Source organism: Bacillus sp. 03113 (assembly GCF_006546985.1).
In the GTDB taxonomy this organism is placed as follows: Bacteria; Bacillota; Bacilli; order Bacillales; family Cytobacillaceae; genus VATK01.
This window is the reverse complement of sequence record NZ_VATK01000001.1, coordinates 147,398-167,352: the sequence shown is the minus strand read 5'-3', so window position 1 is coordinate 167,352 and position 19,955 is coordinate 147,398. Positions and strand designations below refer to the sequence as shown.

General features: G+C 35.1%; 17 protein-coding genes. 5 read left to right on the top strand and 12 right to left on the bottom strand.

Features of this window, described 5'->3' with window-relative positions; translation table 11 throughout:
- Window positions 1-65: 65 nt before the first annotated feature.
- The 7 genes from FDO66_RS02455 to FDO66_RS02425 all read right to left on the bottom strand — a co-directional run bounded on the left by FDO66_RS02455 (window position 66) and on the right by FDO66_RS02425 (window position 7,315).
- Window positions 66-983 carry an FTR1 family iron permease gene (locus tag FDO66_RS02455; RefSeq protein ID WP_141430823.1) on the bottom strand — a complete coding sequence of 306 codons (918 nt, stop codon included), beginning with the start codon at window positions 981-983 and terminating at the stop codon, window positions 66-68.
- A gap of 42 nt (window positions 984-1,025) precedes the next feature.
- Window positions 1,026-1,784, bottom strand: coding sequence for a hypothetical protein (locus FDO66_RS02450; RefSeq protein WP_141430822.1), 759 nt, complete (start codon window positions 1,782-1,784; stop codon window positions 1,026-1,028).
- An 84-nt stretch (window positions 1,785-1,868) separates the two neighbouring features.
- Window positions 1,869-2,642: a glycosyltransferase family 2 protein gene (locus FDO66_RS02445; protein ID WP_141430821.1), complete on the bottom strand. Its 774-nt coding sequence runs from the start codon at window positions 2,640-2,642 to the stop codon at window positions 1,869-1,871.
- Complete coding sequence (locus FDO66_RS02440) at window positions 2,639-4,105, bottom strand: alkaline phosphatase family protein (RefSeq protein WP_141430820.1); 1,467 nt, start codon at window positions 4,103-4,105, stop codon at window positions 2,639-2,641. The genes FDO66_RS02445 and FDO66_RS02440 overlap by 4 nt, the downstream gene beginning before the upstream one ends.
- Window positions 4,089-5,039 (bottom strand): lysylphosphatidylglycerol synthase transmembrane domain-containing protein, encoded by a 951-nt coding sequence (locus FDO66_RS02435; protein ID WP_141430819.1) that lies wholly within the window; start codon window positions 5,037-5,039, stop codon window positions 4,089-4,091. Before FDO66_RS02435 ends, FDO66_RS02440 begins: the two co-directional genes overlap by 17 nt.
- Entirely contained in the window at window positions 5,023-5,988 is a 966-nt protein-coding gene (locus FDO66_RS02430; protein ID WP_258535537.1) for an NAD-dependent epimerase/dehydratase family protein, read from the bottom strand. The genes FDO66_RS02435 and FDO66_RS02430 overlap by 17 nt, the downstream gene beginning before the upstream one ends.
- Window positions 5,989-6,136: 148 nt before the next feature.
- A complete protein-coding gene (locus FDO66_RS02425; protein WP_141430817.1) occupies window positions 6,137-7,315 on the bottom strand; it encodes a hypothetical protein in 1,179 nt (392 codons plus the stop codon).
- Between the two features lie 329 nt (window positions 7,316-7,644).
- On the opposite strand from FDO66_RS02425, the gene FDO66_RS02420 reads away from it, so the two are divergent.
- From FDO66_RS02420 to FDO66_RS02400, 5 genes are read left to right on the top strand one after another with little or no spacing between them, the layout of a single operon-like run.
- Complete coding sequence (locus tag FDO66_RS02420; RefSeq protein WP_141430816.1) at window positions 7,645-8,199, top strand: RNA polymerase sigma factor; 555 nt, start codon at window positions 7,645-7,647, stop codon at window positions 8,197-8,199.
- Entirely contained in the window at window positions 8,192-8,953 is a 762-nt protein-coding gene (locus FDO66_RS02415) for a hypothetical protein (RefSeq protein ID WP_141430815.1), read from the top strand. The genes FDO66_RS02420 and FDO66_RS02415 overlap by 8 nt, the downstream gene beginning before the upstream one ends.
- A 1-nt stretch (window position 8,954) precedes the next feature.
- On the top strand, window positions 8,955-9,830 hold the full coding sequence (locus FDO66_RS02410) for an ABC transporter ATP-binding protein (RefSeq protein ID WP_141430814.1): 876 nt from the start codon (window positions 8,955-8,957) through the stop codon (window positions 9,828-9,830).
- Window positions 9,827-11,089, top strand: coding sequence for an ABC-2 transporter permease (locus FDO66_RS02405; RefSeq protein WP_141430813.1), 1,263 nt, complete (start codon window positions 9,827-9,829; stop codon window positions 11,087-11,089). The genes FDO66_RS02410 and FDO66_RS02405 overlap by 4 nt, the downstream gene beginning before the upstream one ends.
- A gap of 10 nt (window positions 11,090-11,099) precedes the next feature.
- Window positions 11,100-12,239, top strand: a complete 1,140-nt coding sequence (locus tag FDO66_RS02400) for a hypothetical protein (protein WP_141430812.1) — start codon at window positions 11,100-11,102, stop codon at window positions 12,237-12,239.
- Window positions 12,240-12,317: 78 nt separating this feature from the next.
- Here the strand turns inward: FDO66_RS02400 and FDO66_RS02395 are convergent, their stop codons facing one another.
- The 5 genes from FDO66_RS02395 to opp1C form a co-directional block, all read right to left on the bottom strand.
- Window positions 12,318-14,696 (bottom strand): heavy metal translocating P-type ATPase, encoded by a 2,379-nt coding sequence (locus tag FDO66_RS02395; protein ID WP_141430811.1) that lies wholly within the window; start codon window positions 14,694-14,696, stop codon window positions 12,318-12,320.
- A 638-nt stretch (window positions 14,697-15,334) separates the two neighbouring features.
- On the bottom strand, window positions 15,335-16,414 hold the full coding sequence (locus FDO66_RS02390) for an amino acid ABC transporter substrate-binding protein (protein WP_141430810.1): 1,080 nt from the start codon (window positions 16,412-16,414) through the stop codon (window positions 15,335-15,337).
- 1,065 nt (window positions 16,415-17,479) lie between these two features.
- On the bottom strand, window positions 17,480-18,295 hold the full coding sequence (locus FDO66_RS02385) for an ABC transporter ATP-binding protein (protein ID WP_141430809.1): 816 nt from the start codon (window positions 18,293-18,295) through the stop codon (window positions 17,480-17,482).
- Window positions 18,289-19,107 carry an ABC transporter ATP-binding protein gene (locus tag FDO66_RS02380; protein ID WP_141430808.1) on the bottom strand — a complete coding sequence of 273 codons (819 nt, stop codon included), beginning with the start codon at window positions 19,105-19,107 and terminating at the stop codon, window positions 18,289-18,291. Before FDO66_RS02380 ends, FDO66_RS02385 begins: the two co-directional genes overlap by 7 nt.
- Entirely contained in the window at window positions 19,070-19,954 is an 885-nt protein-coding gene (gene opp1C / locus FDO66_RS02375; RefSeq protein ID WP_141430807.1) for a nickel/cobalt ABC transporter permease, read from the bottom strand. Before opp1C ends, FDO66_RS02380 begins: the two co-directional genes overlap by 38 nt.
- Window position 19,955 lies beyond the last annotated feature (1 nt).

Here is a 19,955-nt window from a genome sequence, read left to right as displayed (position 1 = left end):
TACTTTGATTCAAGGTACTAGCTTTTGTTTTGGATCGCTCTCTTAACATGGAGAGAAGATTTTTCTTATTTAACCGTTGTTTTTAAGATACTAACTTGTTCTTTTTTGCTTAACGTTCTTTTGGGTTCAGACCTATTTGAGGTTAATAAAAAAATGCCAACAAAATAACCTATATAGGCGATAACCTCTTCAATGGACGGCATGGCTGAATAACCAAATATTGCTTTAAGGAAAATGCCGATATCCCCTGATAGTAAAGGTGCAGTACCATGATCACGCAAGTAGTGGCTATAATCAATAGGATGTTCAGGAAGCAGCCAAGTGATATCATAAAGATGTGGGATTACACTTCCGATGATTTCTAAATCCTGCATCATGGAAATCGCTTGGACCAATAATCCTGCGGCGATTAAAATAATAAAAGCACCTGTTACTTTAAAAAAGGTTTTCAAAGGTACCTTCATCGTGCCTTTAAAGAAAAGGTAGGAGACGACAAAAGCAATAGCCACTCCAGTGATCGCTCCCCACCCTTGCATAGCAGCACCAATATTCCCACCGGTGATTGCAGCAAAGAAAAAGACCGTTTCAATCCCTTCACGAAAGACGACCAAAAAAGAATGAATGACCATCCCAACAATATTACCTGTTGAAATAAACTGGTTCATCTTTCCTTCCATATTCCCTTTCATGTCTCGGCTATGGCTTGCCATCCAAAAAATCATCTGTGTTAACAACAGAGCAGAAACAAGCATAATGCCAATTTTTAAATACATTTCGCTTCCCATTGAAGCAAAACCCGTAAAGACGATCTGGAATAACATAGCTGCACCAACACTGGCTAACACCGCTAATCCGGCTCCTAGCCAAACATATTTTGTATATTGGCTATGATCCGTTCTTTTTAGATAAGTGTTAATGATACCAACGATAATTAACGCTTCAAGAACTTCTCGAAATGTGATTAATAAAGCCTGTATCTCCAACTTTTATACTCCTCTCCATGCATAAACCCTTCCAACTTTGTTTTAAGAGTTGCGTTTCTTTTTCCTAACGGCGAATAAGACAGCTGCTGCTAGTAAAATGACGATAAATACAAGTGGAAGCCAATTGCGTAAATTCGAAATATCTGTCCAATCTTTTTTCTGGCTGCTCTCTGCCGTTGCACTTTCTGAAAAATGACCTACCTCAAGACTTTTTAAGTTGAATTGCTTTTGAAGTGCAGACAAAATCTTTTCTTTACTCTCTTTAAATGCTTCTAAATTCGCTTCTTTTTTTCCAACACCGAAAAGGCCAGGGTTCCCTAAAGAATCTAATGCTTGATCAAAATCAGCTTTTAGTTCTTTATTTAAATTAGAATTTTCTGCCTCGATCTTTGGTGACAATGCTTCATATGTAGCATTCCCTTTTGCCAATAAACGCTTGCTTGTATCATACTCTGCAAAATTTTTCTCTATGTTTTCTAATCTTCTTGCTATATTTAAGACAAGAAGCTTTTCTAAATTCTTAATTGCTTCATCTTTATTTTTCTCATCAAGGTTTTGAAGAATGATTTTTGCTGGTTCAGGGCCCATATGCATGTCGACTTCTTCTTTTATCGTAAGAAAATGCTTCTTGGCTATATCATAATCTGGAGGATTTTTGTCTAGTTCAATAAGCATCTTTTTATAAACTTCTGCTAACTCTTCTTTATTCGGATCACCATATGTATAAGCATAAGCCGAATGAACATACAAATTGCTAAAAAGTAGTATCAAGGCTAATGGTAAAAATAAAATTTTTTTCATATTTATGAATCCTCCTATTGATATAGTTAATGATAATGATTATCAATATTATTGTCAATGACAATTTTGTGAACATTAAATTTCTTAAAAATTTTGTTCTCTTACATTTAATGTATCCAAATGATTGCTAAAATCGGTACGAGCATCAATATTTACTTTTTGAACAGGTCGTTTCATTTCCTTCCAAATAGCAGGAATCACCGAAGTTAGATACCCTCTAAAAGTAATAAACGATTCCCCTGTAGTACGCACCTTATATCGAATTGGAACTTCCTTAACACGAAAGCCTTTTCTGACAAGGTTTAAAGTTAGCACTTGAGCATAATTATAATCATGGATGATTTCTGCATGCAAAAGGGCTTGGCGAGTGAAGGCTCTCATACCTGATTGTCCATCGTAAATCCATTTTCGAATTAAAATACTTTGCAGAATCGTAAAACAATAATTGCCTAATCGACGATGTAGCTTCATTCCCTTTATGGTTCCTAAAAAACGTGAACCCATTGTATAATCTACTTCTCCTTCTATGATAGGTCGTAATAATGCAGGTATTTCATCCGCTGGGTATTCCCCATCAGCATCAATCATGACACCGATATCTGCCCCTCTTTCATAGCATTCCTTGATCCCAGTTCGGACAGAGGCTCCAAGACCTCGATTTTTCTCAAAGCTGACAATCACATCTGCCCCCGCTGATTTCGCCGCTTCCACCGTTTTGTCTGTCGATCCGTCATTGACGACTAATACCTTCACTTCAATCTGTTCATGGAAATGTCTCGGAATGCTTCGAATAACCTCTCCGATCGATTCTTCCTCATTATAAGCAGGCAAAAAAACCATAACTTGATGTTTTTTCATTGTTTGATCTCATCCTTCTGTACGATTGCATCTAATAAAACTTTCCCTCGACTATGACTAGGAAAAGGTGCCCCTAACAAATAAGCTAGTGTCGGTGCTAATGATACAAGACTGTGTTTTTCTTCTACCTTCTTTCCCTTCACAATATTTGGTCCATGGACAAAAAACGGAACATAACGTTCACCCTCATCTAAATGGCCATGCCCTCCGATTCCGTCTGCCTGTCCGTGATCAGCACAGATAAATAGAGTGGTGTTGTCCATTTTACCTTGGTATTCAAGCCACTCCACAAAATCTTTTACTAATAGATCCGCTTCCTCTATTTTTTGGATATATTCATCATATAAAACCCCACGACTATGACCTGTTTGATCAGTGGCAATCATTTGGACGACCAATAAATCCGGATCCTGCTCTTCCATAATTTTTTTTGCTCTTTTCATAATGTTAGGATCTGCTTGATCGTTATGCATAACGGCTGTAACGGTTTCAACATCATTCCCCATTGAATCAACTAAATGGGCAATCCCAAGCAACCGCCCTTTTTTCCCCACTTTTCTTAATGAATCAAAAATACTTTCTACTTTAATTCCTAATTTCCAAACCATATTTGATTTAATTCCGTGCTCTGCTGGGTACGTGCCAGTAAACATGGACGAAAAGCATACAACTGTTCGAGCTGGGTAGACCGTTTCCATATTCATATATTCCGTCCCATTTTCCTTTAAGGAGTCTAAAAATGGGGTCTGTGCTTCATAAAAGCGTTCTTTGCGCATTCCATCAATAACAATGACAATGACTTTATCAGAAAGACTTTTCATAGCTGGAAGAAAGTCTTCCTTTGTAAAGCTAGGATAGGCTTTCGGTTTCCAATCAAATAAATTTCGATGAAGAATATAAGCAAATACGCAAATAAAAGCGTAAAACAATATAAGTGGGATAAAAGGAATAGGCTCTCCAGCTTTATTTTGAACCGTCAGCATTTCCCATACGGATAAAATCAACAAAAATTTTGGCAGCTGCTCCTGAGCGTTTCCGCTTGTTGAATCACTATTTTTTAACACAAGCTTCCAAAAACGAGTAAAGTTGAGCCAAGATGTTCCGATTCTCAAGTGGTAATAGAGAGTTCCCCAAAAGAAAACGGTAAAAAAGAAATAAAGACCGATTGAAAATAAAACTAGCTTTATATCAACCTCATTCCAAATGATTAAAAAAACAACAAAAGGAATCCATAAATAATTTCTTAAAAAAAGAGGAAAATCAAAAATATAATAAATTACAAATAATGGAATAATATAAATAAAGGCAACAATTAAATCTAGTATAAATCCTAAGGATCCTAACTGCGTATGATGAAAGAATAGAAAGGTTCCCACCGCAAAGATCGGTGTAAAGGGCTTTCCCTCATTTAACAAATTCCAGCAGCGTGCAGCTACTTTTTCAAATTTAGATGCGCTTTTCATTTCTGTTCACTCTCCTCATCCACCCTTTTATTGTTTTCAATGGGATTGGATAAATCATAAAAACAACTGCTCCTATACCATATGAAAAACCGAACTTCAATGCATGTGTAAGTATGGAAATTGTATATCCGTCTGTAACTGGAATATCACATAAGCGTAAAGCAAACACAAGAAAGCTTTCATAGTTTGCAATTCCGCCTGGTGTTACTTGAAAAATTTGTCCCGCAATTGTGACACTGTTTGCGAATACAGCCTGCAACAAGGAAAGGTCGCCTTGCCCTACGATAAAAACAGTTCCATACAGGATCGAAGCTTCTAAAACCCAGCTTAAAAAAATAAGACTAAAAATGGCCACACCGTTTTTCCCACTAAATGCGTTTCTCAATAATGTCATCTGTCTTTCTAAAAAAGCAGGAAAATATTTTTTCACTAAAATAATTACGATAATAAAGATTAAACTAACAAGTCCAATTAGCGGTATTGGAATTGAATAATTTACATTTAAGGTTACAAGCCCTGCAAGTGTGAGCAACATTAGGCACATCATATCAAGTATTCTTAAAACAATCACCGAATGGATGGACTCCTCATCCTTTATATGGGGATCTCTTGTACTAAGTATTTTTATTCTGACTAGATCGCCTGCTTTAACGGGCAGTATGTGATTGATGAATAAACTATAGAAAATACCAAGCATACAGGAGGAAAACCTTGGTCTCCCATTTAAATATAGCTTCCAAGCAAAACCTTTCAACCCAAAGGAAAGGAGATAAATCGTACATATGAATAATAGAATAAAAGGGTGTTGTAATAATTCTTTTACATTATCTAAAAGATGCTTTCCATTAAAATAGCGGATCGTTAAAAAAACAAACCCAGTTAATACAAAGATGGATAGACCAAATTTTATTAATTTCTTATAAATATGATTCATTTTCTTTCGCCCACGCAATTGTTTTAGCTAAACCAGTTTCAATATTTACTTTTGGTTCATATCCTAATAAACGCTGAGCCTTGCTAATATCAGCCCATGTTTGCAACACATCACCTGCTCGTGATGAATCATAGTTCACTTTCATATTCGGAAAGGATAGCATTAATTCGTTTAATAGGTACTCCATACTGACAGGTCTCCCATAGCCGATGTTCAATATCTTACTTTGCTTTAGCTTCGTAAGCGATAAATAAATCCCATCGACAATATCATCTATGTAGGTAAAGTCACGTACTCTTCCTTCCCCATAAATGGTGATCTCTTGATCAAGCAATAATTTTTTTAGAAAAATCCCGATAGCCATATCAGGGCGAACCCACGGACCATAAACGGTAAAAAGTCTGACAATTTTCATTTGAAATCCATATAAAGCCTCATACACATGACAAAAGGACTCAGCTGAAAACTTCGATGCTGCATATGGCGAAAGGACTTTTCCTGATGCCATTTCTTCCTTAAAAGGACCTGCTTGATCCCCATATACCGAGGATGAAGAGGCAAATACGACTTGTGAAGCACCATATTTACCTGCAGCCTCAAGTATATTAATCGTAGCTTTAATATCATAATCAACATACTCTAAAGGCTTTTGAATGGAATAAGCAACACCGGGAAGAGCAGCTAAATGGATGACAGCCTCCGGTCTAATTTCGCTAAATAGTGACAACACATCTTCTCTATTTAGAAGGTCTTTTTCGATAAAATGAAAAGCACCAGACCGCGCAATATTTGTTAATTGCTGCTGTTTTCTCTCTGGCGAATAATATGGATGAAGAGAATCAATGATCGTTAATTCATGATTTTCCTTCAGCAGCCTTTTCGAAAGGTGGCTTCCAATAAACCCAGCACCACCTGTTACAACGATTTTCAACCATAACACCTCGATCAATCAAATTCATTCTATTATATACCGAATGAATAAAAAGGAAAAAGAGGGCAATTCAAAAACCGCCAGACACCCCCAAATGAAACCGTTTTGATAACGATTTGAATTTAAGGGGCCTGGTATATTTTGAATCACTCTCTTATCTAAGCGTTTATTTTGCTTTTTCGATTACAGTCTGTAAAGCTGAATTTAGATCTTTAATTAGTGGATCACCAGATTGCTTATCTTTTGATTTTGCAGCTTCAAGATAGTCCTGTGCTTTCTTCGTTAAGTCAGTATAGGCTTGTTCGCCTAATAAACCTTTGACGTCTTCACCGATAATATCAATAAATAAAGCTCCCTCTAAAGCTGTAACAGGTGATTTTTCTTGTCCCCAGAGCTCTTGGCTTTCCTTATACTCATCAAGGGCTGTTTGCGCAAACCCACGAATAAAGGCTTTATTGACTAAAGCAGGATCTAATGCAGCTACGTCTGTTTGCAAGTCAAATTGTTGATTAATATAAGCAGCTTCTTCCTGTGCATGCTTATTTAAGTAAGGGAATAACGATTGATAAAAGGCCCAGCCTTCCGCCTGCTCTATTTTGGCAACCTTTTGATCGGTCTTTGCTTCTGCAGAAGCTTTCGTTGCATAACCGTTTGGAAGAGCTCCTGTCGCTAAATAGAAGGTTTTCATTAATGTCTTGTCTACTACTTGTTTGCCTAATAGGAAGCCTAATTTATCGTCTCCCTTTACAGCAGTTTCAATTTCTTCAAATCCGCCGGCAATCGCATCTACCATATTCGTTCCATAGGCAGCATCACGTTTTTCAACAGTCGTTTTCAGAATAGCATAATATTCTTTTGCCTCTTCTAGTTCTTTATTAACCTCTTCAGCGTTGCCCCATTTTTCATCGATTTCAGTAAATTCATGTTTGATCGTCGTGTAAAAGACCTTTTGCATTAACTTATCGAAAATTTGTCTAGAAACAATTGGATCCATTGTGCCTTCTTTTCCAGCTTGAAGGGCTGCAGTAATATGCTGATCATGGGTTGCTTCTACTTCAGCATCACGATCTTGTACTAAGCCTTGAAGATTCTTTGTATAAAGATCTGATACTTTCGTAAAGTCAACTTCTTTTCCTTCCTTCGCTTTATCTAACTCAGCGATAGCTTCCTGATAAACTTGAGTAGCATTCACTTCTTCTTTTTCTGCTGCTTCTTCTTTTACCGTTTCTTCTTGTTTTTTCTCTTCTTGTTTTTCAGAAGACTGATCTTTTGTGTTACATGCAGCTAACAAAGTGCTAGCTATTAAAAACGAGGCAAAAATTTGTTTTAGTTCTCTCTTACGCATGCAATATTCCCCTTTAACTGATCTATTTTTTTGTTGTAAAAAAAAATTTATGATAACGATTTTCATTAACTAATCGAATTATAATAGAGAATGATTTTCAATGTCAATTAAATTTTTATGGCTATTTCTTGTCGCTTCAAAATTAAAATAAATACCTTTTTTCTATATCTTAAAAAGAAATTATTTGATTAGAATAGTAACTTTGCAAAGTAGAATGACCATCTATTTATAGAGAAATAAAAAATGTAACGAGAAGCAAAACTTTTTTTCAAATCCTTACGAATATACAATTGAAATAGTTAAACATAAGTAGAAATGAGCGTAGGTGGATGAAAAAAGAGGAGAAATGGATTAAACAAATCAAAGCAAAAGCAAGTCAAGCTGCAGCAAATCAATTAATCTCTAAATACTATAAAGAAATTTATGCATATATATACAAGCAAACCATGAGCAAAGAGCTATCGATGGACTTAACGCAGGAAGTATTCATTAGCATGCTGAAGTCCATTGATTCTTATGATGAACAAAAGGCATCGTTTCGAACGTGGTTGTACAAGCTATCAACCTACCGAATCGTTGATTACTACCGTTCAAAGTACTACAAATATCATTCTCATGTTGAATCGATCCAAGGCGAGGATTTATATCATCATGAAGATTTTACGATTCGATTAGAGTACAAACAGGATATTGAAAAAATTGTCCATATCGTCAATCAATTCGAGTCTGTTACGCAACAGATCTTTCGATTGAAGCTATTTGGCGAGTATACATTTTTGGAAATTGCAGCTTCACTAGATGTTCCAGAATCTACAGCGAAAACAAAATATTATTCTATGATAAAAAAAATCAAAAAATACTTAAAGGAGGAAGAAGATGAATAAGGATAAATTTTCAATCGATTACCCCAATGAAAACACAATAAGTGAACAAATAAACAAGATTGTGATAATTGGGATGCCAGCAAAAGATTCTTTTTACAGTTATTTGAAAAGGATGTATCAGCACGTAGGATTCAAACACTTATTCAGCGGGATGACAGAAATCATCTACGCCATTCTTTTATTCCTATTCGTGTTGCTGTCTATAAGCTATACAGCTGGAGACTACTTCAGCGTTCATGATGGAAGGATCTATTCTTTTATTTTTATTGTTTCTCCAATTTTGTATTTACTAATCTGCCTATTTTGTTATTGGAAATTAAAGCAAACCAATACGTATGAAATCGAAATGACGTGTAAATATAATATTTTTCAGCTTGCGGCATTTAGAATGCTTGCCTTTAGCATTATTTGTTTAGGAGTAAATATGATCTTTGTCTCAGTGATCGTTTCTGCTTATGAACAAATAAACTTCCTGCTTGCTTTTATGATTTCTGTGACGTCTTTATTTTTATTTTCAGGCTTATTTTTGTTTTTTATTATGAAAATGCACGCCAGATTAATGAAGGTTTTATATCCAGCCGGATGGCTTCTTGTAAATATCATATTATCCATTTACAGCAAAGAAATTTATCATTTATGGATTAAAAATCTTCCTATCTATGTGTATATCGTTTTATCCCTTTTCTGTATATGGCTTTATCTAAGAAATTTACAAAAACTGATTACTTTTAGAAGAGTAGAAGGGGTGGCTTAACATGTTAGTCGTAAGCAATGTTAGTAAAAACTTTGGGAATTTCGAGGCGTTAAAAAACATTAACCTTGAGTTTAGCAATGGGGTATATGGATTGCTGGCGCCAAATGGGGCAGGTAAAACAACCTTGATCAAAATGTTAACGACTTTAATTTTTCCAAGCAAAGGCGAAATTCGCTATAACGGTACAGATATTATCAAATTAGATGAACAATATCGCGATCTTTTAGGCTATCTTCCTCAGGAGTTTGGATATTACAAAAACTACAGTCCAACTCGATATTTATCTTATATTGCAGCCTTAAAAGGAATCGATAAGCAAATGGTAAAGGAAAGAGTAAGCGAGCTTTTAAAGCTCGTTGCTTTAGATCATGTCTCCAATAAAAAAATGAAAAAATTTTCTGGAGGAATGATCCAGCGGGTAGGAATTGCCCAAGCGATGCTGAACGACCCGAAAATTTTGATTTTAGACGAGCCAACTGCTGGGTTAGATCCGAAAGAACGTGTTCGATTTAGAAATTTATTAACCGAGCTCGCGCGGGATCGAATCGTCATTCTTTCCACTCATATTGTTTCGGATGTTGAATCGATTGCCAATGAAATTATTATGATCAAGGATCAAGAAATCCTTTATAAAGACAGTATTCACCATATTTGCAACGTCATTTCTGGTATGGTCTATGAAACAACAATAGCTTTTCAACAAGCTCAGGACTTTAGAAATCAATTTTTTTCTCTCTCTGAAAAACAAGAAGATGGAAAATTAATCGTAAGGTTTATTTCGAAAGATATGCCTGATCCTACATGGACAAAAGTGAAGCCTAATTTAGAGGATGTCTTTCTTTATATTTATAAAGATGAACAGGAAAAAGGCCAATGATAAGAATTCAATCATATGAACTAAAAAAAGCTTTCACCTCTCCGATCGTCATCGCATTAACGATATTATTTTTGCTGTATAACTTTTTTATCATCTTTCAGCATACGTATTTTAATAGCGAGTTGAAAATAGTCAATAAGCTTGTTGAAAAGTTTGGTTATGAAATAAACGATTCTATGATTTATGAATTTCAAGCATATTATCAATCACAGCTGGATGAAATGAATCAGATTACCAATAAACATTTATCTAAAACATACGATAATACGACCGCTTTTTTCAAAGATCAGCTTAATGATAAAAGAACAAATTTTTCTAAAAAAGAGGAAGATACAATCACGAGTGTAATGCTTACCGAGACTTATATCCGAATGTTTGACGAAATTGATCGTGAATATGATGAATTGAATATGGCGAAGATGGCTGAATATGAAATAGAAAGGTGTGGTCTTAGCGGAGAAGCTGCGGAAACGGCAAAGAAAAACTATTCAACCCTTGGGGAAAGACTGGATAAGCTAATTGCAAACGAAGAGCATAAAAATATGTTTTTCATCGGAAAAATCTATCAAATGCATTCCTTGCTGTTTAAGACGCTCTTTCGAACTATGGTATTTGAAATCATGATTTTAGTTGTTTTAATCACCGGGTATATCCTTACATATGAATTTGAAAACAACACACATTTAACAGCGTACTCCTCAAAACGAGGCCGAAAACTGACAATGGACAAGCTGTTAGCTTCCATTGCTGCTAGTCTTATTGTGACAACATTGATTTTAGGCGTAACTCTTGGAAGCTATTTTATCGTCTTTAACTATTCTGGGCTTTGGCAGGCTTCAATTAGCAGCTATTTTAATGCGGAAAAGTCTTTTCCCTATATATCGTGGTGGAAAATGACTTTTACCACCTACTTGATTTGGACGATTTTACTCATATATGTTTGTCAGCTTTGTTTTACAGCTATTACCTTTATGATTTCAATCTTTATTCGAAATAGTTATTTTATATTCTGTATATTTGCTATTTTATTAGGACTGGGCATATTAATTCCAGGATCAGTACCCACCGATATGAATGCAATTTTTATTACTCGCTATACTCCTTTTTCCCTTATATTAAACCCTCATTTATGGTTTATTGGATGGGGACCTTTTTCGTCTAAATATTATGAAATAAATACCGTTGCCATTTGGATCATAATGCTTCCGATCCTGTGTCTTTTAGGTTTGAAAAGATTTAAGAAGCAATCCATCTATTAGGAGGAAAGTTGTGAATATAATTTTAAATGAATTAAAGAAAATATTCGAATTAAAAATAGTGCTGCTAATGATCGTGATTAGTTTCATTTTTTACCATTTATTTATTAGCTTTGAGTTTGAGTATTTTCCTAATGGAAGACCAGCGCTCGATCTATATCATGTTGGTGTGGAAATGGTCGAGGATTATGGAACTTCCTTTGATGAACAGGACTATTTACATTTTAAAAACGTTTATCAGAAAAAAGTAGAAGCAGCAGATGATTATTTGCTATCAAAAAAAGAATTTGTGGATGCTGGGATTACAACCTATCAACAATTTCGACAAATGGATTTAAACAATAAAAAGGTAAAAAATCTATCTGATAAGGTCTTATTTGAAGAAAAAGTCGATTTATTTTGGGAGCTGCAGGCTAGGGAGTCGTTAATGGAGATTTATGAGCATAAAGAATATAAAATGAATTATAATGATGCGGCTCCAACAAGCAAAAAGCAAAAAAAACGGATTAAAGAAGTAATCGATAACGGCAGCGCATTTCCAGACTTAGTATTTTGGAACTACAATAATCTTATTACTAATTTATCTATGCTTGTATTAGTCAGCATTATGCTGATGCTTTCTCCTATTAATTTAAGAGATCGAAGAAATAAGCTAATTTTCCTTCAGTACACTTCTAAAACAGGACGTGAACTATTTAAAAGGAAAATATTAACAGGTCTGCTTTCCTCTTTTATCATTACGACTTTACACCTTTTATGGTTTTTCGCTGCGTATTCTCAAAATCATGTTGCCATGTTTTTCGACTCGAATATCAACTCGTTTTTTCAACATTTTGTTTTCTGGTTTGATTTTACCTTTTTCCAATATATTATTCTAACAGTCGTCGCCCTTTATTTTTTAGCCTTTGTGATGTCTATTATAGTAGCGGTTCTTTCAAGTATGGTTCCAAATTATCTATCGATTATTGGCGTACAAGTACCTATAGCTTTTATTACATTTAGTATATTATTGAAATATCTAATCACTAGATTAACCGAAATTAGCCTTCCCATTTATTTTCTGCCCGTTGCTTATACAGTTCTCATAGCCATTGGAATCATTATTAGCATTTTTAGGTGGAAAAAAGAGAAAAGATTAGATATTGTTTATTAGATTTTTGTTCGGATTTAATTATTCTGGAAAAAAGAAATGGAGACAACATGCGTCTCCGTTTCTTTTTCATTCATGAAATTAGTTCGCTCTTAACACACGCATTGCATTTAATACCGCAAGTAGTGTCACGCCTACATCCGAGAAAACAGCTTCCCACATTGTCGCAATTCCAAATGCTCCTAGCAACAGGAATACTCCTTTTACACCTAGAGCAAACAGAATGTTTTGCCATACAATACGGCGAGTACGTTTTGCAATCCCAATCGCTTCTGAAATTTTCGAAGGTTCGTCTGTCATGATGACAATGTCTGCTGCTTCAATCGCTGCATCAGATCCTAGTCCTCCCATAGCCATCCCCACATCTGCTCGTGCTAATACAGGTGTATCATTAATTCCATCACCGACAAAAATGATTTTTTCTTTTGGAGCTTTTTTAGCATCCAGCTTTTCAATTTCCTCTACCTTATTCTGTGGTAAAAGCTCTGCAAGTACTTCGTCTAATCCCAATTGTTTCCCTACAGCATTTCCAACTGCCTTGGCATCTCCTGTCAACATAATCGTCTTTTTGATGCCCAATTCCTTTAATGAACGGATCGCTTGTGCTGAATCTTCTTTTACTGAGTCTGAAATGACAATATATCCAGCATATTGTTTATCTACCGCTACATGTACAATCGTTCCTATCTCATTTGGATCTTGAAACTTTATGTGTTCTTTTTTCATCAGCTTTGCATTACCAGCAAGAATTTCTTTTCCTCCGATTTCAACTTGAATCCCAAATCCAGAAATCTCATTGTAGTCTTGTATTGCTTCTTCTTTGATTTCTTTTCCATATTCTTTTCGAATCGATTGCGCAATTAGATGGTTGGAATGGACTTCCGCATATGCAGCATATTCCAACAATTCTTCTTTAGACATAGTACCCGTTGGATGGATACTTGTCACTTCAAACACACCTTTCGTTAGTGTGCCTGTTTTATCAAATACAACATATTTTACGTCATTTAACGCTTCTAAATAATTGCTGCCCTTTACAAGAATACCCGATTTGGAAGCAGCACCAATTCCACCAAAGAAACCAAGAGGAATAGAAATAACAAGTGCACAAGGACAAGAAATAACCAAAAAGATCAATGCACGATAAATCCAATCTGAAAAAGTAGCTCCACTTATAAGAAGTGGTGGAATAACGGCTAATGCAGTTGCAACAATTACGACCACTGGCGTATAAAAACGTGCAAATTTAGTAATAAAATTTTCTGTTTGTGCTTTTCTGCTACTTGCATTTTGAACTAAATCAAGAATTTTTGAGACCGTTGATTCTCCAAATTCTTTTTTTACTTCTACCGTTAATACGCCATTTTTATTAATAAACCCACTTAATACATCGTTCCCAGCTTCTACTTCTCGCGGCAATGATTCTCCGGTTAAAGCTGAAGTATCCACCATAGAGGTTCCTTCAATAATTTTTCCGTCTAGCGGTATTTTTTCGCCAGGTTTTACAACAATAAAATCGCCAATTTTCACTTCTTCTGGTGATACTCGTTTAATGTCATTTTCTACTTTTACATTTGCATAGTCTGGTCGAATATCCATCAATGCACTAATGGACTTACGTGAACGATTGACTGCAATCCCTTGGAACAATTCGCCTACCTGATAGAACATCATAACAGCTACTCCTTCAGGATACTCCTTGATCGCAAATGCACCGATTGTAGCGATAGCCATTAGAAAGTTCTCATCAAATACTTGTCCTCTTAAAATATTTTTTGCAGCTCGTAGAACAATATCACCACCGACAATTAAATAAGCAACAAGGAACAAGCCGAGCTCTACTATATTAGAAACTGGGGCGAAAAAGCCGATACTAGCGATTGCAGCACCGATTACTAACCGTACCAGCATTTTTTTCGTATTTGAACTTCCATGATCATGACTATTGCTATGACTATGACCGTGATCATGGTTAGAAGTTTCTGACACAACCTCTATCTCCGGTTCAAGGCGTTTAATCGTTTTAGTCGCTTCTCCTGCTAATCGATCCAGTTCAGCTGGGGAAGCCGCCCCTATAATCAATTTTTTAGAAACAAAATCGACGGTAGAAGATGTAATTCCTTCTATACGTCCTACTCCTTGCTCGACTTTCATCGCACAATTCATGCAATCTAACCCATTTAGAATCAATGTACGAGTAGAAGATCTTTTTTTCATGTTACCTTTTTCTTCTACTTTGATATGAGGTTCCAATTTGATTATTTTTTTCTTTGTCTCATAGACAACTGATCCTTCTTGTGCTTGTTCTGTTTCCAACGTAAGGGTCTTGGTAGCAAAATTAACCGAACAAGACGAAACACCAGTTATCTTTTTTACACCATTTTCAATTTTCATTGCGCAATTCGCACAATCTAATCCTTCTAACGTAAATTCGCGTTTTATTAGCTGCTGTGCTTCCATTTGGCCTCATCCCTCACTTCTTTATATAACTTCAATATTTTCATGAATAATCATTCGTCTATAAATCTCTGTCTCTATAACTATTTTGTTTTTAAGTGCATATATGAACACTTACTCATATATTGGATATGTTTTTATTATATGCTCGCCTTTTATAAAGGTCAATAAAAACTTCAACTACAAATACAGAATTAAGAGAAGTTTCTACATTTTCCTGTATTGAAGAATTAGAAAATTTATAGAAAAGACCTGCTATTCGAGGTTTGCTCGGAATAGCAGGTCTTAGATTACAAAATAAGAAAGCATAACTTTTTGAAGGTAGAATAGTGCTAAACAGACACTTCCGATTTTCTTTTTGTCTAGCTCCAGCGCCTATCGACTATCAAACTTCAGGTCTTCTCCCTACGATAAGTCAACATCGATTGCTTTCGCTCATCGAGTTTCCTTTATCACGTTTTAACGGGCAGTAAGCTATTACATAAAAAATGGATAGTAGATAAAAAACTGCCCCTAAAAAACCTGATCGGCTCAACTAACTATCAGAGGAAAGGAACATCCCCTGATAGAAGGTTCGCCTTATCTCAGTCGAAGTCCCTCCAGTTTGTACGTCGATGGTCAAGGCGCTTCTGCTTTTCTTTTTAACGGAAAGGTATAGAGTACATTAAACCGCCTTTTGTATATAGATCATTCAATCCACGTTCTAAATTAAATGTTGTATTTGGACCTAAGTTGCGATCAAAAATTTCTCCATAGTTTCCAACTTGTTTAATTACTTGATAAGCAAAGTCATTTTTTAAACCAAGTTGTTCGCCAAGATTGCCTTCTTTTCCTAATAATCGTTTAATTTCTGGATTGTCGCTTTTTAAGAATTCATCCACGTTTTTAGATGTAATGCCAAATTCTTCAGCCTGAATGGTTGCATACACAATCCAAGATACTGCGTCAGCCCACTTATCATCTCCGTCTTTAACAGAAGGAGCTAAAGGTTCTTTAGATAACGTTTCATTTAATATTTTTTGATCAGAAGCATTTTTCATAACAGAAAGCTGTGAAGCAAGATATGATTTATCAGAAGTCCAAGCATCAATGCTTCCTTCTTGATACGCAGCAATGACAGCATCTCCAGAATCAAATACAACTGGTTCATAATTAATACCGTTTGCTCTCATTGTGTCAGCTAAATTTAATTCAGTCGTTGTACCAGTTTGAACACCAATACGCTTTCCTTCAAAATCTTTTAAACTATTAATTCCGCTATCTTTACGTACCATGAGACCTTGTCCATCGTATAAAATAACAGGACCAAAATTCAAACCAACTTCTGCATCACGATTTGTTGTCCAAGTAGTTTGCCTAATCAATACATCTACTTCACCCGACTGTACAGCAGTAAAACGTTCTGTTGCAGAAAGAGGACGATATTGAACCTTATTAGCATCTCCTAAAACCCCAGCAGCTACTGCTTTTACAAAATCAATATCAAAACCAGCATTTTTCCCATTAGAATTTACATAACCAAGCCCAGGGCTTGCATCCGTAATACCTCCGATAAGCTTATCTCTTTTAATAATTGTATCGAGTAAGCTTTTGCCAGATGCGGTACTTTTCCCGCTGCTTTCATTTTTGTCTGAAGCTTTGTTTCCGCCGCTTGTACAACCTGTAAGGGCAAGTATTAATACTAGAAAAAGACTAATGAATACGGATAAAGATTTTTTCATTCTTGTTCCCCCTTTTGAGTCTGTCTGAATGTTTTTATGTAAAATTCCAGCTAGTATAATTTTTTTAATATAATTACAACTGGAGTTTTAAACATTTTATGTAATTGATATAACATTATTATGTTACATAATATGACACAATTCGTAATATTTTTCATTTCTCATGTTTTTCATTATACATACTCTTCTGACTTATGCAAATTATTTTTTTATTCATTTTTTCCTGATTATTTAATAAATTCGACAAAAAGTATGCATAAAGACCCGAAAAATACATGTTTATTCACTAATAGTTTAAATATTTTTTTATTAATTATTTTTTAAATTAATTAATTTTTACAGATCTATATCAAAAATTTTTTGAAAATCTTTACGACTTTTCATTTTGATCGTCAGATAATATGACATTAATTATCTAATCATTATAGTAAATTTTATTTTAAAGCAAAAATATTTCTCTGAGATTTACTTATAACTCGAGCTAATGGAATCTATCTGGAGCTAGACACTAGTTACCAAACCAATTAAACATGAAAATATAAACCTCATATATTTTTAATAGTGGCTCTTTTGGGTTTTTCTTTATTCGATTTTGACTATGTAGTAATCATAGAGTTTATAATGTTCATCAATTTTATGTTGTATGTAAAGACTTAAACTATCAAAAAGTTGACGAATTCTTGAATCATTGTTCTTTTTATATCCGTGTTTCTTCTATTATATATATGTCAATAAATCATTAGCTTTTACAAATGCAAACTCTATTCTTTATATAGAGTTTGCATTTGTAAAATTCAATTCTGTTCATTCGTGACAGAAAATTCTGTTAACTATTTAGTTACTATAGAGTTTTTAATATTGAATAGTTTTTAAAATATTAGGAATCACTAGCATTGCATTATTTAACTTTGAGGATTAAAAATACTAACAATCTCCAAAAAGCATCATACAACAAAAAGATCCTTTACAATAAGTTCCTGTCCAAATCTAAATGCCCGATAAACGGGGACATTAAGCTAAAAAAATCTTGAACGTTAAGATAACTTTTCAGAACAATCCATTTTCTTAAGTGAAAGCAACGACATTATGATTATGACCTAACACTGTTTCATTAATTTTTTGGTTTACATTCAAAGGAATAACCGAATCTAATAATCTTTGAGAATATTCATTTTTCGCATGTGCAATCTCATGTCTAGCCAATTCTTCTACAATCTGTCCTTTATATAGAAAGAAAATTCGATCACACATATTACAAACAGCTTGTAAGTCATGCGCCACAAAAAGATACGTCATGTTCATCTCATGTTTCAGTTTATGTAGCAGTTCAAGTATTTGAGATTGAACAGAAACATCTAATGAGCTAATGGCTTCATCAAGCACAACAAACTTAGGATGGGTAGAGATGGCACGTGCAATACATACACGTTGTAATTGTCCTCCACTTAGTTCATGTGGATATTTATAGATCATTGATTGAGGAAGACCTACTTTATCCAGGAGCTCAATTATTCTCTGATCAAGGTTTTCTTTGTCACCAATTGCAATTAGAGGCTCTGCAATAATGCTTTTAATATTAAAATAAGGATTTACGGATGAAGTATAATCTTGAAAAACAACACTCATCTTGCCTTGATTTTTTTTAATCCACTTAGCTATTGGTTCCCCATCTATTTTGATAGTACCTTGATTCGCCTTTTCCAACCCCAATATAATTCGGCTAAGTGTACTTTTTCCACTGCCGCTTTCGCCAATTAAACCTACACATTCTCCTTCTTTTATCGAAAAATCAATTCCGTTCAAAACATCAACCTTGCCTTTACTAAAAAATCCGCCTGCTTTATGATAACTTTTATATACCTTTTTAATTTGAACTAACATTGCGATAACCTCCATGTCATAGATTGATTGAAATGATTAGCCAAACTCACACGTGTGTCTATTAAGTATTTTGTAAAAGTATGCTGCGGATTTATAAAAATCTCATTCGCATTCCCATATTCTACACATTCTCCATTACGCATGACGAGCAAGCTTTCAGCTAAGTATTGAACGACCCCCAAATCATGTGAGATAAAAATGATGGAAGTCCCAGTCAGTTCCCGCAGGCGCTTAAACTCTTCAACAACTTCACGCTGATTAATCGAATCAAGTGCTGTAGTCGGCTCATCTGCAATGATAATGTCTGGCTTCATCATGATGGCAATGCCAATCATACATCGCTGCAGCATCCCTCCAGATAGCTGATGTGGATATTTTTTCATTACCTGTTCCGGGTTGCGAATACACATTTTTTCAAGAGCTTCTAATGACAATTTGATTGCTTCATTTTTACGAACTCCTAAATTTTCACGAACCGTTTCAATCATTTGTTTACCAATTGTATAAAGAGGGTTAAACGAAGACATCGCATCTTGCAAAACCATACAGATCTTTTGACCTCTAATTTTTCTTAAAGATTTATTCGATAGTTCAAGAAGATTCATTCCATCAAATAAGATCTCTCCTGTAACATTCAGCCATGGAGATGTTAAGCCTAAAATGGCTTTGGCCGTCATCGATTTGCCGCTGCCGCTTTCACCTACTACACCTAAACAGGTGTTTGCTTCAAGTGTAAAATTAAGATTCTTAATGATAGGTAGTTCGTTACGCGAATCAATTACTGACAGGTTTTTTATTTCTAATAAAGACATTCCATTTCACTCCTTTCTTTTTTTGAAAGAGTTTTGGATTTAGAGCTGATTGCATGCTATCACCAAGAAAATTGAATGCGGAGACGATAATCAAGATCGCAATCCCTGGTGCAAGCATCTGTGTAGGCATTGTAATCATCACGTTCTTCGCTTCGTTTAACATCATTCCCCACTCAGGAGTTGGCGCTTGTACACCTAAGCCAAGAAAGGATAATGCTGATATGCTTAAGATAACCCAACCTGTATCAAGTGTTGAAAAGACAGCAACTTCACCTGATACTCCTGGCAACAAATGTTTTCTCATAATGTGATTTGTATTACAGCCGGAAACCTTTGAGAAACGAATATAATTTTTATCCGTATATTGAATCACGGCCGAACGGATCATGCGTGTGTACCATGCCCAGTGAGCAATAATATTAGCAATTACTACATTTAGCAAGCCAGGTCCTAGTACACCAACAATCGCCAAAATCATGACTTCTGACGGAAAAGAAAGCATCACATCACAAATTCTCATAATGAATTCATCAACTTTTCCACGGAAAAATCCAGCAATAATTCCTAATGTTGTTGCGATTCCAAGTGTAATAAACGTAGTAATCATGGCGTAAAAAATGGTTGTCCGAATACCAAAAAGCAATCTAGACAGTACACATCGGCCTAATTGGTCTGTTCCTAACGGATAGGTCCAACTCATTCCTGCAAATTTTTGCGCTATATTCATTTTTAATGGATCATGAGGTGCAAGGATTGGTGCAAAAGCGCCAGCGATAATAAACAACAAAATAATCGACATAGAGATTACCGCCATTTTATCAGCTATTAAACGGCTCCAAAAAGTCATG